This window comes from Longispora fulva, from assembly GCF_015751905.1.
In the GTDB taxonomy this organism is placed as follows: Bacteria; Actinomycetota; Actinomycetes; order Mycobacteriales; family Micromonosporaceae; genus Longispora; species Longispora fulva.
Genome location: NZ_JADOUF010000001.1, coordinates 1,181,945 through 1,197,410 on the forward strand (window position 1 = coordinate 1,181,945; position 15,466 = coordinate 1,197,410).

At 71.6% G+C, this 15,466-nt stretch carries 12 protein-coding genes; 7 read left to right on the forward strand and 5 right to left on the reverse strand.

The annotated features are described in order from the left end of the window. The first annotated feature begins 224 nt into the window (after nt 1–224). A complete protein-coding gene (locus IW245_RS05190; protein ID WP_197002056.1) occupies nt 225–596 on the forward strand; it encodes a VOC family protein in 372 nt (123 codons plus the stop codon). A gap of 121 nt (nt 597–717) precedes the next feature. Here IW245_RS05190 and IW245_RS05195 read toward each other — a convergent pair whose 3' ends face one another. Beyond that, nucleotides 718–1,224, reverse strand: a complete 507-nt coding sequence (locus tag IW245_RS05195; RefSeq protein ID WP_197002057.1) for a tetratricopeptide repeat protein — start codon at nt 1,222–1,224, stop codon at nt 718–720. Nucleotides 1,225–1,325: 101 nt separating this feature from the next. Between IW245_RS05195 and IW245_RS05200 the strand changes: the two genes are divergently transcribed. The 4 genes from IW245_RS05200 (at nt 1,326) to IW245_RS05215 (ending at nt 8,642) form a co-directional block, all read left to right on the forward strand. Continuing rightward, on the forward strand, nt 1,326–2,312 hold the full coding sequence (locus IW245_RS05200; protein WP_197002058.1) for an ArsR/SmtB family transcription factor: 987 nt from the start codon (nt 1,326–1,328) through the stop codon (nt 2,310–2,312). Nucleotides 2,313–2,469: 157 nt separating this feature from the next. Further along, entirely contained in the window at nt 2,470–5,142 is a 2,673-nt protein-coding gene (locus IW245_RS05205; RefSeq protein ID WP_197002059.1) for a hypothetical protein, read from the forward strand. Between the two features lie 192 nt (nt 5,143–5,334). After that, entirely contained in the window at nt 5,335–6,300 is a 966-nt protein-coding gene (locus tag IW245_RS05210; protein ID WP_231398673.1) for an SMP-30/gluconolactonase/LRE family protein, read from the forward strand. Between the two features lie 182 nt (nt 6,301–6,482). Next, nucleotides 6,483–8,642 carry an ATP-binding protein gene (locus IW245_RS05215; RefSeq protein WP_197002060.1) on the forward strand — a complete coding sequence of 720 codons (2,160 nt, stop codon included), beginning with the start codon at nt 6,483–6,485 and terminating at the stop codon, nt 8,640–8,642. 51 nt (nt 8,643–8,693) lie between these two features. Here IW245_RS05215 and IW245_RS05220 read toward each other — a convergent pair whose 3' ends face one another. Both IW245_RS05220 and IW245_RS42050 read right to left on the reverse strand, forming a co-directional pair. Further along, a complete protein-coding gene (locus IW245_RS05220; RefSeq protein WP_197002061.1) occupies nt 8,694–8,834 on the reverse strand; it encodes a hypothetical protein in 141 nt (46 codons plus the stop codon). Then, nucleotides 8,831–9,868 carry a LuxR C-terminal-related transcriptional regulator gene (locus IW245_RS42050; RefSeq protein WP_233472659.1) on the reverse strand — a complete coding sequence of 346 codons (1,038 nt, stop codon included), beginning with the start codon at nt 9,866–9,868 and terminating at the stop codon, nt 8,831–8,833. Before IW245_RS42050 ends, IW245_RS05220 begins: the two co-directional genes overlap by 4 nt. Nucleotides 9,869–10,172: 304 nt before the next feature. Here IW245_RS42050 and IW245_RS05230 point away from each other — a divergent pair, with 304 nt between their 5' ends. Beyond that, nucleotides 10,173–10,904, forward strand: a complete 732-nt coding sequence (locus IW245_RS05230; protein WP_197002062.1) for a LamG-like jellyroll fold domain-containing protein — start codon at nt 10,173–10,175, stop codon at nt 10,902–10,904. Between the two features lie 139 nt (nt 10,905–11,043). On the opposite strand, the gene IW245_RS05235 is transcribed toward IW245_RS05230, so the two are convergent. Further along, the gene (locus IW245_RS05235) at nt 11,044–13,536 is read right to left on the reverse strand and encodes a phosphocholine-specific phospholipase C (protein WP_197002063.1); all 2,493 of its coding nucleotides are present in this window, start codon (nt 13,534–13,536) and stop codon (nt 11,044–11,046) included. 297 nt (nt 13,537–13,833) lie between these two features. On the opposite strand from IW245_RS05235, the gene IW245_RS05240 reads away from it, so the two are divergent. Next, complete coding sequence (locus tag IW245_RS05240) at nt 13,834–14,445, forward strand: hypothetical protein (RefSeq protein WP_197002064.1); 612 nt, start codon at nt 13,834–13,836, stop codon at nt 14,443–14,445. A gap of 40 nt (nt 14,446–14,485) precedes the next feature. Here IW245_RS05240 and IW245_RS05245 read toward each other — a convergent pair whose 3' ends face one another. After that, the gene (locus IW245_RS05245; protein ID WP_231398674.1) at nt 14,486–15,373 is read right to left on the reverse strand and encodes an ion transporter; all 888 of its coding nucleotides are present in this window, start codon (nt 15,371–15,373) and stop codon (nt 14,486–14,488) included. Nucleotides 15,374–15,466: the final 93 nt, after the last annotated feature.

The window sequence follows — 15,466 nt, forward strand, 5'->3', positions numbered from 1 at the left end:
CCTCCGTCCGCATGGGATCGACCTGCCCGCACGGCTCACATTCAGCGAGAGAGGAATTCACGAGGACTCGTCGGGGGACCGTCGTCGCGTCGGCGATCGTCGCGGTCGGCGGGCCCGCGCCTGGCAGAATCAGTGTTCTGTCCGGATGTTTGGCCTGGTGGGTGCGGCGCGGGTCGCCGTGGCCGCCGGGCCGGAGCCGGAACCAGGCGTCGAGAGGAAACGGCATGTTCACGGAGACACGGGCGTACAGCGGCTTCGCGGTCGGCGACGTCGCCCAGGCCAGGGAGTTCTACGCCGACATCCTCGGCCTGAGGGTGACCGAGGACCACGGCATGCTCACCCTGCACCTCGCGACAGGCGGAGCCGTCGTCGTGTACCCGAAGCCGGGGCACGTGCCGGCGTCGTACACCATCCTCAACTTCCCGGTCGACGACATCGACAAGGCCGTGGACGAGCTCGTCGCCCGCGGCGTGACAATGGAGCGGTACGAGGGCTTCAGTCAGGACGACAGGGGCGTGATGCGCGGCCACGGCCCGGACATCGCGTGGTTCACGGACCCGGCCGGCAACGTGCTGTCGGTGATCGGGACGCGCTGACCCGGCTGCTCAGCCCGCGCCCGGGGCGCAGGGGTGCTGTCGCAGCTCCACGATCCATGGACTGGACGCTACGACGGCTCCCCTGCCCTCTCCTGTCAGCGATACCGGCGGGTGTCGCCGGTCAGTTCTCGTCGTCGGGCTCGATCAGCAGGCGCGCGTAGTTGGCCATCGACCGCTGGTACCGGGGCAGGTGCGGGGCCAGCGCCGCCACGGCCACGGACACCGCCTCGCGCTCGCGCCCGGAGTCGGCCAGGCACAGGGCCAGGGTGGCGGCGACCGCGTCGTCGAGGTGGTCGGAGCCGAGGGCCCGCTCGGCGGTCAGCAGCTGCACACCGCGCTCCGCGAAGCCCATGTTCCGCAGCGAGCTGGACATCTGGACCACGGCCCGCCGCCTCCGCTCGCCGGGCAGCCCCGCCTTCAGTGCCTGCTCGTACAGCGGCACCGCCAGGTCGGAGTGGCCGAACGAGTCCCGGGCGGCGGCCCGCTCGAACAGCGCGAGGCCGCTGTCGGCCGGCAGGTCGGCGACGAGTTCGTCGACCAGGGCGAAGAACTCCTCCTCCCCGTGCGCGTCGATGCTCGCCCACAGGGCAACGCTCCGCTGCTCCCAGCCGGCGTCGATGTCGTTCATGGTGTGCTCCTCACAGGCGGTGATCTTGGAGGCAATCCTGCGGGACTGCTAGGCTCGGCGCCAGTGATTTGGCCCTGACCGAATCAGATGAGGGAGGGCTGGTGGCCGTCACCCTGCGATTCGGGCCCGCCGACCTGCTGCGCTGCCGGTTCGCGGTCTCCCCGGCGTTCGAGACCGTGTCCGCGATCCGGCTGACCTCCCGCGAGGAGAACCCCGGCCACCACCGGGGCTGGTTGGAAGCGCTCCGCCCCCGGCTCGGCGCGCTGGACCTGCGCCCGGTCGCCCTGCTGCAACCCCGGCGCGGGTACGCCCCGGACTTCCTCGCCCCGCCGCCGACCGGACCGCAGGCCCAGTTCGACGAGGACCTGGCCCGGATCGCCGCCACCCCGATCGAGCAGGTCCGCGCCGAGATCGCCCTCTCGCTGCGCGACACCCCGGGCGCCGCGGACAGCGCGACCGGCCGGTTGCTGCTCGGCGACCCGGCGGAGGTGCTGCGCCTGCTCACCACGCTGATCCGGGACGCCTGGCACGTGATGGTCGAACCGGTCTGGCCCCGGGTCCGCGCCGTGCTCGACGCCGACGTTGGCTTCCAGTCCCGCCGGCTCGCCGAGGGTGGCCTGGATCGGCTGTTCGCCGAGCTGCACCCGGCGCTGCGCTGGCACGACAACACCCTGACCCGGGCCCGCGGCGACGACGACCACCGCGACCTGCGCGGCGAGGGCGTCGTCCTGATGCCGAGCGTGTTCAAGTGGGACCAGGTGGTGGTCGTCCTGGACCCGCCGTGGCAACCGACCGTGATCTACCCGGCCCGGGGGATCGCCGCGCTCTGGCAGCCGGCGGGCGGCACCCCGGACGCGGCCCTCGCCCGGCTGATCGGCCGCACCCGGGCGGCCCTGCTGACCGGGCTCACCGAGCCGGCCACCACGACCACGCTGGCGCACCGGCACGCGCTGTCGCCGGGCACCGTCTCCGAACATCTCACGATCCTGCGCGACGCCGGGTTCGTGGTGGGGGAGCGCCACCGGTACGAGATCCGCTACCGCCGCACCGCCCTGGGCACCGCGGCCGCGCGCGGCGCGGCGGGGTAGCCGACGGAAGTATCCGATGCACGACAACTATCCACTATAGACGGAGGATTGACGCCTGCTCAGTGGCCTTGTGCCCACAACGGCGCGGCTTATCATTCATGTTCGTCGAACCGTCGGGACTCTAGTCTCCGGGGAACACCAACCCAGGGAGTCCCTCGTGTCCCCTTCCCGTGCCAGATTCGTCCTCGGGGTGGCGGCCCTCGCCGCGGCCCTGACCTTCCTCACCCCGGGCGCCGCCCAAGCCGCCCCGGCCGACGCGGTCGCCTCCACCACCGTCAACGCCGCACGGATCCGCGTCCCCCTGCTGGCCGACCAGAACGGCAGGATCACCTTTCCCGCCACGGCCGGACAGGACATCCAGGTCATGGTGTCCGGCTCCCAGGTCGACTCGGACGTGGCGGTCTCCGTGCTGCGCCCCGACGGCACCACCTCCGCCTCCACCACCGGCTGCGGGCTCATCTGCCGGCTGACGGTGCCGACCCTGACCGCGACGGGTACCCACACCGTCCTCGTCGACCCGCTGGGGACGAAAGCCGGCACGGTCGACGTGCAGGTGTACGAGACCACGCTGACCGTCCCGGTGACCGTCGGGGGCCCGGCCGCGACCGTCACCACGGCCGACTGGCCGCAGGACGTGCTGTTCACGTTCGCCGGGGTCGCCGGCCAGCGGGTGGCGCTGAGCGCCCGCGCCGTGTCCGACCTCGACTGGCGGTCCAGGACCCTGACCGCCCCGGACGGCAGCGTCCTGATGCACGCCGACTCCTCCTACCACTGCAGTCAGGACTGTCTGACCGGGCCGGTCGTGCTGCCGGCGGACGGGACGTACCTGTTCCGGATCGCGCCCGGCCACGCGGCGCCGTTCACCTTCCGGGTCGGGCTCGTCGACCCCGACCTGTCGGTGCCGGCCGTCCCCGGGGGCGCCCCGGTCGCGCTGACGTTCACCACGCCCGGCCAGAACGGCGTCGTCACGTTCACCGGCACGGTCGGCCAGCGGGTCTCGGCAGTACTGACCGACCCGAGCTCCGGGGCGTTCGAGTTCGGCGTCGACCTGTACTCGCCGAGCGGCGTGCTTCTCACCAACGGCATGAGCGGGTACGGCGGCGCGTGCCCGACCGCGTGCCTGATCGGCGCCCGCACGCTGCCCGAGGACGGCGTGTACACGTTCAGGGTCGACCCGTGGCAGTCGAGCACCGGGACCCTGAACATCGCGTTCTACGACGTGCCCGTCGCCGAGACCGCCCTCGTCGTGGACGGACCCTCGGCCAGCGCCACCGCGAGCGTGCCCGGCCAGGAGCCGACGTTCCGGTTCACCGGCACGGCCGGCGGGCGGCTGATGCTGCGGGTCGACGCGCACGAGTTCCCGAACACCATGGTCGTGGACGTGTTCGGCCCCGACGGCCGGTACCTGAAAGGCGCGTCCGGCTGCGGCGGGACCTGGCCGTGCGACATCGAGGACATCGTGCCGGTCCTGTCCGGCGAACACACGGTCGTTCTGCACAACAGACTGCTCAACGGAACCGTGTCCGCCCGGCTCTACGCCAGCCCGGAACTCGCCCCGGTACCGGTCGCGCTCGACGCGCCCCCGGTGGCGTTGACCGCCACCGCGCCCGGACAACGGCCGGCCCTGACGTTCACCGCCGGGTGGAAGCAGAAGGTCGGCATCCGGCTGACCGGCGGCACCTACGACCCGACCACCACCAAGGTCCAGGTCCTCGACCCGTCCGGCACGGTCATGGCGACCAACGCCGGCTGCGGGACCGGCTGCTACCTGGAGATCGCCGGGAACCGCGCCACCGGCACCTACACGGTCGTCGTCGACCCGGACGGCGTCACCACCGGCACGATCACCGCGTCGGTCACCGACGGCCGGGAACTGACCACCGCGACGACCCTCGGCGACCCGGCGGTGCCCCTGACCGTCGCACTGCCCGCCCAGAGCGCCGTGGCCACGTTCGCCGGCACGGCGGGGCAGAAGGTGTTCGTCCAGTTCACCGGCGGCACCTACGGGCTGGTGTCCAACGCGACGGCCACCGTGCGCAAGCCGGACGGCGGCACCCTGTCCTCGACCAACTGCGGGACGACGTGCGCGTTCGAGACGTTCACGCTGCCCAGCACCGGCACCTACTCCGTGGTGCACGACCCGAAGGGCGAGGCGACGGGCACGGTCACGTTCCGCGCGTGGGCCGTGGCCCCGGACCTGGCGTTCGCGGTCACCGCTGACGGGTCGGCCACGGCCGTCACCACGACCACGCCCGGCCAGAACGCGACCCTGAGCTTCGCCGGCACCGCCGGGCAGCGGATCGCGGTGCGACTGTCGGGGGGCACGTATCCGTCGGCGGACGCCACCGTGGTGCTCCGCCGGCCGGACGGCGGCACCCTCACGCAGAACGTGTCCTGCGGGGTGACCTGCTTCCTGGACACCCGGGCGCTGCCGACCACCGGCACGTACACCCTGCTGGTCGACCCTGAGGTCGCCGCGGTCGGCGGCATCACCGCCCAGGTGTACGACGTGCCCGCCGACGCGGCGGTCACCACCACTCCCGGCGGTGGCCCGAACCCGGTCGCGGTGACCGCCGTCGGCCAGAACGCGGTGGTGTCGTTCACCGCGACCGCCGGGCAGGTCGTGACGGTCGCGGTGACCGGGGCGACGTTCGGCCCCAGCACCGGGTACGTGCTGCGCCGGCCGGACGGCAGCACGCTGACCTCGAAGACGTCCAGTGGCGCGAACACCACGTTCGCGAGCGTGACCCTGCCGGCGGCGGGCGTGTACAGCCTCCTGATCGACCCCGCCACGACGGCGACCGGCACCGCGACGGTGACGGTCAGCTGAGTCCCCGGGTGGGCCGCTCTGAACGGAGCGGCCCACTTTGGTGGCTTTTGTCGCGTGTCGCGGCCTGTCGGGGAACGGTGGCGCATACATTGTCGGCGTGTGATCCGGGGTCGTTCGTGCGCCCCGACACCGCCGCCGGCAGCGTCAGGCCGCTGCGGAGCGGCACCCGACCCTACGACAACTGGAGGACCGTTGACGGACACCACCGCCAGGACCCGCCCGCTGGTGGCCCGGATCCGCTGGGCGGCGGTCGCGCTGCTGACCGTGGCCGGCACGACGACGCTGGCACCGCCGGCCGGAGCCCACCCGTCGACCGCGCCGCGGCCCACGACGATCGTGCTGCCGGGCGCGACCTCCGCCGAGGGCATCGCCCACGGCCGGGGCTCCACCTTCTTCGCCGGGGATCTGTTCGCCGGGGACATCTACCGCGGCGACATCCGGCGCGGCAAGGCCGAGCTGTTCATCGACGCCCCGGCCGGACGCCAGGCCACGGGCATGGCGGTCGAGTGCCAGCACAACCTGCTGTTCGTCGCCGGCGGGTTCACCGGCCAGGCCTACGTGTACGACGCCGACACCGGGACGACCGTCGCCAGCTACCAGTTCGGCACGGCAGGCTCCTCCATCGTCAACGACGTGGCCCTCACCCGGGACGGCGCCTGGTTCACCGACTCCCTCCAGCCCAGGCTCTACTTCGTGCCGCTCGACGCGTACGGGCGTCCCGGCACGTCCAGCGTGCTGGAACTCAGCGGCCCGGCCGCGGACACCAGCGGACAGTTCAACCTCAACGGCATCCGCGCCACCCACGACGGGCGGACCCTGATCGTGTCGCACAGCGGCAAGGGGGAGCTGTACACGATCGACCCCGCCACCGGTGCCAGCGCCACCATCGCCGGGGTCAGCGTGCCCAACGTCGACGGGATCGAGCTCGACGGACACCGGCTGTGGGCGGTGCAGAACTTCTCCAACCAGGTCAGCAGGGTCCGGCTGAGCGGCGACCTGACCAGCGGCGTGGTCGAGAAGACGATCACCAGCCCGCTGTTCGAGGTCCCGACGGCCGCCGCCCGGTTCGGTGGCACGCTCGCGGTGGTCAACGCCAAGTTCGACACGGGGGTGCCGCCGACGGCGACCCAGTACGAGATCGTGCTCGTCGACGCGTGAGTCGCGGGGCGGGTGGTACCGGCCACCCGCCCCGGTGCGCAGTGGTATGGGGTCGGATGCGGCATTTCCCACCCAGATCAGGTGCGCCCTCTTAGGATGGAACCAGGCCGGGACCGCCGTCGGCGTCGACTTCGGGCGATCGCGGCGACCGCGACCGGACGGCGGACGTTCGGGGGAGTCACGTGCGGCTCAGACGATGGATGCGTTCGGCGATGGCGCTGAGTGTGCTCGTCGCACTCGCAGGCCTGGCCGGGACGGCCGGAGTGGCGGCGGTGCTCGTCGCCGGTCAGCGCCACGAGGCCGACGACCAGCTGGAGCGGCGGACCGAGTTGATGGCCGAGGCGGTGACGACCGAGGCCGACCGGTACGTCGACTCCCTGCGCACCGTCGCGGCGGCCACCGCGGCACTGGAGACGGTGACCGCCTCCCGGTTCGGCCAGGTGGCAGCACCCCTGCGCCGGATGAGCCTGGCCGGAGCCACCTCGGTGGCGTTCCTGGTGCCCGCCGCCGACGGCCAGATCGCCGGTGTGCAGGCCCTGTGGCGGTCCCGTGGGGCGCCCGACATCACGTTGACGCCGGTCGGTACGGGCCGCGAGCACATCTTCTCCATCTTCAGCGAGCCGCTGGACGGCGGACTGCCGGCGGCCACGGGCACGGACGTCACCCAGCTGCCCGCCCCGGACCAGGCCTTCACCCAGGCGCGCAGAACCGGGCAGACCACGGTCTCCGACACCTATCTGCTGCTGCGGGACCGCGACGTCCCACCGGACCGGCGGCAACTGTCGTTCATCCTCACCGCCCCGGTCTACGAGCCGCCCGACGCCGCGGGGCGCCAGGAGTTCCGCGGCTGGGTCCTGATGGGCATCCGGGGGCAGGACTTCATCGGGGCGACCCTGCGCCGCATCTCGCAGAACCTGCTCGACGTGACCCTGAGCGCGCAGGGTGCCGACGGCGCGCGGGTCGCGGTGGCGACGCTGCGCGCCACGGTGTCCGGCGAACGCGACCTGCACCGCGACGTCGACGTCACCATGGCCCAACGGCAGTGGCACCTGTCCATCGAGGCGCCCAGCGAACGCCTGCCCGGGGGCAGCGGCGTCCTACCGACGACGGTCGCCGTCGCCGGCGGGGTGCTCAGCCTGCTCCTGGCCGGCCTCGTGTACGTGCTGGCCACCGGCCGGCTGCGGGCCCAGAACCAGGTCCGGGCCGCCACGGCGCAGCTCCGGACCGCCGAGACGCAGGCCCGTGACCAGGCGAGCCTGCTGGAGACGGTCCTCAACAGCATCAACGACGGCGTGGCGGTCGTCGACGCCGACGGCGAGTTCCTCCTGCACAACCCGGCCGCCCGGCGGATCCTGGGCGTCGAGCTGCACGGCACCGCCCAGCCCGAGTCCTGGCAGGCCCACTACGGCATCTACCGGCCGGACGGCGCGGTGCCGTTCCCGGTCGAGGAACAGCCCCTGGTCCGGGCGCTGGCCGGCGAGCGCACCGACGGCGTCGAGATGATCATCCGCAACGCGCGGCACCCCAACGGGGTGCGCATCGCCGTCAGCGGCCGCCCGCTGGGGCCCGGCGCCGGGCGGGCCGGCGCGATGGCCGTCTTCCACGACGTCACGGTCCAGCACGCCAGGGAGGCGGAGCTGACCTCCTTCGCCGGGATGGTCGCCCACGACCTGCGCACCCCGTTGACGATGGTCGTCGGCTACACGGAACTGCTCGCCGAGTCCGTGGACGCCGGCAGCGTCGACCCGGTGACCCTGCGCACGCCGCTGACCCAGATCTCGGCCGGCGCGGAACGGATGGGCCAGCTCATCCACGACCTGCTGGTCTACGCCACGGCCCGCGACGCGTCCCTGCACAGCACGGACTTCGACCTGGCCGACGTCGCCTCCGACGTGGTCACCCTCATCACCGCGTCACTGCGGCCGGAGGGCGAGCCGATGCCGAGGGTCACGGTCGGGGCGCTGCCGACGGTGCGCGCGGACCAGAACATGATCCGCCAGCTGCTCGACAACCTGATCGGCAACGCCATCAAGTACACGCCACCGGGGGAGGCCGCGAGGATCGACATCTCCGCGTACCCGGACCGGCCGGGCTGGGTGCGGATCGAGGTCGCCGACCACGGCATCGGCGTCCCCGAGGGGCAGCACGAGGCCATCTTCGCCGGGTTCCACCGCGCGCACGCCGACGGCCCCTACGCCGGTACCGGTCTGGGGTTGGCGATCTGCAAACACATCGTGGACCGGCACGGCGGCACCATCGCGGTGGCCGACAATCCGGGCGGCGGCAGCCGGTTCTCGTTCACCCTGGAACTCGGCGACCCGCAGGACCCCGACGGAGAGTGAGATCCGGTCACGCGGCTTCGTGCCGGCCCTGATGCCAGGTCGGGCGCGAGGCTAGTTCGAGGTGCTGGGGATGCAGCCGGCGCACCACTTCCACCAGTCGTCGTCGGTGTCGGAGACCGTCCCCGCCATCGCGAGTCCCATCATCACGACGGTCATGCAGACGAGGACGATCCGGCGTTTGGTCGAGGTCATCGGGACTCCTGCGGTGGCGAGGTGGACGGACGGGAGGGCAGTCGGGCGGCGCGCAGCGTGCCGAGCGCGAGGCCGAGCTGGAAGCGGTTGTCCACCTCGAGCCGGTCCATCAGCCCGCGGAGGATCTTGGTCACGGTGCGCACGCCGATCTGCAGCTCGCGGGCCGCCGTGTGGTCGGTGTGTCCCTGGACGAGCAGCGCGATCAGGGCCTGTTCCCGCGACGTGAGGACTATCTGCGACATCGGGTGCTCCTGCGGGTGGGTGGCCAGCTCCCAGTGCCGTTCGAACTGGGCGAGCAGGGCCTCCACGATCGGGGGCTGGGAGATCTCAAGGAATCCCCGGTCGAAGTCGTGCGGGACCACGGGGAACAGCGCCACCCTGCGGTCGATGACGAACAACTTGAGGGGTACGTCCAGCGCCTGGCGCTCCTCCACCCGCAGCTCGCGCAACTCGCGCACCTCGGGGCGCAGGGTGTCGCCGTCGGCGGGCGGCGGGCCGAGCGCGCGGGTGCGCACGCCCCGGGCCAGCAGCGCGCGGTGGATCGGGATCGCGGCCCGGGCCACCTCGGCGGCGATGGACTGTTCGGTGTTCATCGCCAGGTGTTCGTAGCGTTCGACGGCCACGAGGGTGGCGAGCCGGTCGCGGGCGGCCTGTCGGGAGGGCAGGTGCTGGATGCCCGAGCCCAGGACCAGTGCATGGGCGGGCACGAGCTGGCCGACCAGGTGGTGGTGCCGTTCGGCCTGTTCGGTCCGGTCGACGAGGCGGAGCCTGCCGGTGCGCAGCGCCGCGACGACCTGGTCCGGCGGCCGGGCCAGCCACCGGCGCTGGTGGTCGGTGCGCACGGCCCCGAAGGTGTGCAGCTCGGCGAGGGCGTCGCGGACCCGGCGGTGCGGGAGGCCCAGGTCCCGGCCGAGCCGGGTGGCGGTGCGGGGCCCGCAGGTCACGATCGTGCGGTAGACGAGGTCCGCGTCCGGGGACCTGCCCCAGCGGACCAGGGAGGGCACCGGGGCGCCGGGCACGACGGCATCGGTCACGTCGACCTCCTCCCGGGCTGGTGCGATCCGTCTGCCGGGATGTGCCGGGCTCGACGACAGGCCCACCATAGCGGATCACGGATGTCGATGGCATCGGTCGACTCCACGATGGACGGAACGCGTGATCGCGCACTGCGCTCCGGCGTCGGAAGGAGGACATTCCCAGCGTGTGGCCCCTATGCGGGGTTCGTGAGGTGGCGTGCGTCATTACGCATCCCATTGACCGACATCGTCATCAGTTCGACGCTGTTGCTCGGGCGGGCCGGACGGGCCGCCCGGGACACACCGACGGAAGGGCTGACTGATGAAGCTTCGGCGATATGCGGCAGGTCTCGTTCTCGTGGTCGCGGGGATCCTCGCGGTGCCCAGTTCGGCGCAGGCGGCGGGCTCGCCCGCCGGGGGTGCCCAGATGTGGCTGCGCGCGGACGTGGGCGTCCAGGTGAACGCCACGAACGTGACCACCTGGTACGACCAGAGCGGCAACGCGCGCAACGGCACGATGACCACGCCCAGCCGCCAGCCCACCCTGGTGCAGGGAGCGCTCAACGGCCAGCCCGTGATCCACTTCAACGGGGCGCAGTCGCTCAACCTGCTGACGCCGGTGAACCCGTACACGTTCTCGGTGTTCATCGTGGGCCGCAACCAGAAGAGTTCCGGCTTCAGCATGATCCTCGGGCCGAGCGGCAACTTCCCGAACAACCAGATCCGCTGGGAGAACAGCAGCCAGGCCCTGTTCGTGGGGACTGCCAACAACTTCCCGGTCGTGACCAGCACGATCGGCAACACCATGGTCTTCCACGAGCTGTCGGCCCGCTACGACGGCTCCACGATGTGGGTCTACCGCGACGGCAACCTGGTCTCCGCCCACTCGTTCTCGACGAGCGGCGGCTGGACCCTGGCGTCGATCGGCTCCTGGTACTCCTCGCAGTTCATGATCGGTGATCTCGCCGAGGTCATCGTCTACCCCACCGCCCTGTCCGACGCGGATCGGACCGCGACGGACAGCTACCTGCGCTCGAAGTACGCGCTCCCGTAACGGAGGCCGGCCCGGCCCGGGGTGTCCCCGGGCCGGGCCGTACGTCGTCGTGGCCGGGCGGCGGCCGGGGGTGGCCAGGGAGATCCGGCCCGGAGGTGGCGCGGGCGGCCCGGAGATCCGGGCCGCCCGCGCCGTCAGGTCACAGGCCCAGGGGCGTGACCGCCGCGGCCGACGTCCACGGCCCCCGGTTGCCCGCCTCGGTGAGCGCCCGGAACCGCACGTACCGCCCGTTCACCGCCGTGGCGAACGTGACCGTCTTCGCGGCGGCCGTGTCCGGGAACGTGCCGGTGGCCGCGACCGTCCACGTGGTCCCGTCGACGCTGGTCGCGATCTCGTACTGGCCGACCCGGCCGTTGGAGCCGCCGTCCTGCCGCGGGGTGTAGGTCAGCCCGGTCAGCGACTTCGACGCCCCGGCGTCCAGCTGCAGCTCGTGCGGCAGGGGAGCCGTCGCCGACGACCACTGGGTGTGCCAGATCGTGGCGGGGTTGCCGTCGACGGCGTTGACCGCAGCGCCGTTCTCGCCCACGGTCTCCTGGCTGTCGAAGTAGGTCACGGTCACCGGGAGCGGCCCGGGGACCGGGGTCGCCGTGCCGAACGCCGGGTCGGAGGTCGACGGCGCGCCGGTCTCCATGTGGCCGGCGAACCGGCGGAGGAATCCGTCGGTGGTGTTCGCGGTCGCGGTCAGGTCGTACCAGTTGCTGGCCGGCGCGACGTTCCACGAGTCGGTGACCGTGGCCCCGGCCGCGACGGCGTAGTTCCACGGCCCGTCGGTGCGGTACCGGTTGGCCTTCACGGTGACCGTGCACGCCTTGGTGCCCGAGTTCTTCATGTCCAGGTAGACCTTGCCCTCGGTGGGCGCGTAGCGCAGGGTCACCTCCGGGTTGGCGTTGCCGCTGGTGGTGGCCGTGACCCGGTTGCCGGCGAACTGGCGCAGGAACCCGTTCGGGCCGATCGCGGTCACGTCGTAGGAGCCGGTCGGGGTGCCGGCCGCGATGTAGTCCGACAGCGTCTTGCCGGCCTCCACCGTGTACCGCCACGGCCCGTCGGTGCGGAACTGGTTGGCGTACAGGGTGAAGTGCGCCCCGGACGTGCCCGTGTTGGCGAAGTCGATCCAGAACTTGTCGGACGCGACCCGCCCGTTCGCCGCGAGCGTGTACGGCAGCGCCCGGGCCGGCCGGGTGCCCGACTCCTGTGCCGGCAACGCCTGCGCGGCCGGCACCCCGGGCGCGGGCAGCGTCGAGCACTGGGTGTCGGCCCCCGACGGGTACCCGGTGGTCGACGGCAGCGACGGCCATGTGGTGTTCGGGTTGGCGAAATCGAACGCGCTGGTCAGGTCACCGGTGACGCTGCGGCGCCACGCGGAGATGTTCGGCTCGGCCACCCCGAACCGCTTCTCGAGGAACCGGAGCACCGACGTGTGGTCGAACACCTCCGAGCACACCCAGCCGCCCCGCGACCAGGGCGAGACCAGGATCATCGGCACCCGGAAGCCCAGGCCGATCGGGCTGCCCGAGTTGATCTCGCCCGTGGTGGACACGGTCGACAGCCCGTTGGACGAGGACGTCGCGGGCACCGGCGGCGGCACGTGGTCGTAGAAGCCGCCGTTCTCGTCGTAGTTGAGGATGAAGACCGTCTTGTCGTACACGGCCGGGTTCGCCGCGAGCTTGGCCAGCAGCCGCGCGGTCAGGTCCTCGCCGTAGGCCGGCTTGTAGTTGGCGTGTTCGGAAAGGTTGGCCGGGGCGATGATCCAGGAGACCTGGGGGAGGGTGCCGGCGGCCACGTCGTCGCCGAACGCCTTGACGAAGTCGGCCTGCTTGGCCAGCCCCTTCGTGTACAGCGCGCTGGACGTCGAGGCGTTCTTGAAGTTCTTGAACCACGCGAAGGCGTTGTCGTCGAAGTTGTCGTTCTCCTGGTACACCTTCCAGCTGACCCCGGCCGCCTCCAGCCGCTCGGCGTAGGTGGTCCAGGTGAATCCGGCCGCCGGCTCGGTGTTGTCCAGCACGGCGGACTGGCCGACGGACAGCCCGTTGGAGCCGGTGAACAGGTGCAGCCGGTTCGGGTTGGTCTGGGTGAACGTGGACTGGAAGTTGTGGTCGCAGATCGTGAACGCGTCGGCGAGGGAGTAGTAGAACGGCAGGTCCGCGCGGGTGAACGTGCCCATGCCCAGCCCCGGGGTGCGCGCGGTGTTCCACGCGTCGTACTTGCCGTTGTTGTAGATCGCGATGTCGGTGGAGTAGTTCATCGCCGGGGCGTTCGCGCAGATCGCCGACGTGGTGCCGGTGTTCATCCGGAACGGCAGGATGTACCCGTCGGGGTTGGACGGGTACGGCTGGTGGAACACCGACTTCCCGCTGGGCAGCCGGATCGCCGTCGGGTCGGCGAAGCCGCGCACGCCGCGCATCGTGCCGTAGTAGTGGTCGAAGGCCCGGTTCTCCTGCATGAAGATGACGACGTGCTCGACGTCGGCGATCGTGCCGGTGGCCGCCGCCGCGGCCTCGGCGGGCGCGGCGGTGACCGCGTCGGCGACGCCGATCCCGGGCAGCGCGGTGGCCGCCGCGACGCCGGCCGCCCCCGCCGTCATGCCGAGGACGCGCCGACGACTGACCGTCGACTGGGGGTTGTGTTCTTCCACGGTTGCCTCCCGGATGTACCGCTGGCTGGTCGCCCGGAATTAGACAGTCCCCTATGGTTACGTGTCTATAGAAGGCTGATGAACGGCAGAAGCGCGCACATTCGCGCACAAGATCGCGCAGGATCTGCTATTGGTTCAGACCATTCGCGCACTCGCGTGCTAGGTGTGTGACCGGAGTCACGGCTCCATCGTGGTCGGTCGGATCGTGCCCCGCCGGATCCTTTGCCCCGGGTTCGCCCGGTCGGGGTGACGTGAATCCGACCGTCGCGGCACGGAACCTGATGTCACGCTGCACTGATGAGAGTCAAGGCCCTGCCCCTCGCCGGCCTCGTCGCCGCGCTCGCCCTCGTCGCCGCCTGCACCCCCGACGACCCCGCCGCGACCTCCTCGCCCGGTGCCGCCGCGTCGGCAGGAGCCACGTCGTCGGCCCAGCCGGCCGGTGGCGCGCCCGCCGCCGGCCGCGACCGGTGCCTCACCGGCACGTGGAAGGTCGACGTCGCCGACCTCGCCCAGCAGACCGCCGCGAAGGTCGGCCACGGCGCGACCGGCACCGGCACGGGCTCGATCACCCTGGTGTTCGGCCCGGCGATGACCATCACGTACGCCAACGTGATCGCCATCAACACCACGCTCAGCGCGGGCCTGTCGATGACGAACACGAACACGTTCACCGGCGCGGCGACGAGCACCGACTGGGTGGCCAGGGACGGCAAGCTCGGCGGCACCATGCCGACCAACACCGTGACCAGCAAGATCGTCACCACGATCAACGGCCGCGAGAGCCCCACGACCACAACCCCGTTCTCCGGGGTACTGGACATGTCCGCCGGGCAGCTCGGCTACACCTGCTCGGGGAGCGCCGCGACGTTCAGCACTCCGATGGTGACGTGGCACCTCACGAAGGCCTGAGGACGAGGCCGGGGCGAAGCGTTCTCGATGTTCAGAGGGCTCAGGCGTCCGCCCGGTCCAGCTCCCGTTCCGCCTCGGCCACGGCCAACTCCGCCTCGATCTCCGTGATGGAGATCCGCAGCGCGGCGAGCCGGTCGGCCAGCAGGGGCGGCCCGGGCGCCGAGACCGGAGCGGGTGCCGGAGCCTGCGCGGGCGGCGCGGGGTCCTCGCTCTCCGCGAGCTCGATGGTGCGCGCCTCGTCGAGGGAGTTGAGCACCACGCCCAGCAGAATGTTGACCATGAGGAAGCCGGCCAGCAGCACGAAGGACACGAAGTACAGCACCGTCCACGGGTGAACGGCCATGCCGGCGCGCACCGTGTCGGTCAGGTTGTCGAACACCATCAGGAAGAACAACGTGAGCACGGCGCGGCCGATCGAGCCGTACTGCTCCGGCAACCGGTCGCCGAACAGCATCCAGCCGAGCATGCCGTACAGGAAAAGCATGATCATGCCCAGCACGAACAGGCTCGCCGCGCCCGGCAGGCTGCGCCACACCGCCCGGGCCAGGATCCGCATGGTGGGGAAGATCCGGATCACCCGCAGCACCCGGGCGAGCCGGGCCAACCGGAGCAGGGTCGCGTTCTCCCGGATCCCCGGCGTGAAGGCCAGCAGCACGACGACGAGGTCGAAGACGTTCCACGGGTTGGAGAAGAAGTCCCGCGGCCGGCCGCCGCAGGCCACGAACCGGATCAGCAACTCGAGCACGAAGAACGTCAGACACGCCGTGTCCAGCACCTCCAGGACCGGGCCGGCGGCGGCGACGGCGGTCTGGTACGTCTCCACCGCCAGCACGATGGCGTTGAGCACGATGACGGCGGCGCTGACGGTGTGGAACCAGGGGGCCTCGACCGCCTGAGCGCAGACGGCGACGATCCGACGGATGAGCATGGCGGAAATCTTCCGATCTTCGGTGTTCGGGCAGAGCTACGGAATACTATGTGATAGTTCGTACCGTTTCACGTTGCCCGCACGCGCGTCGCG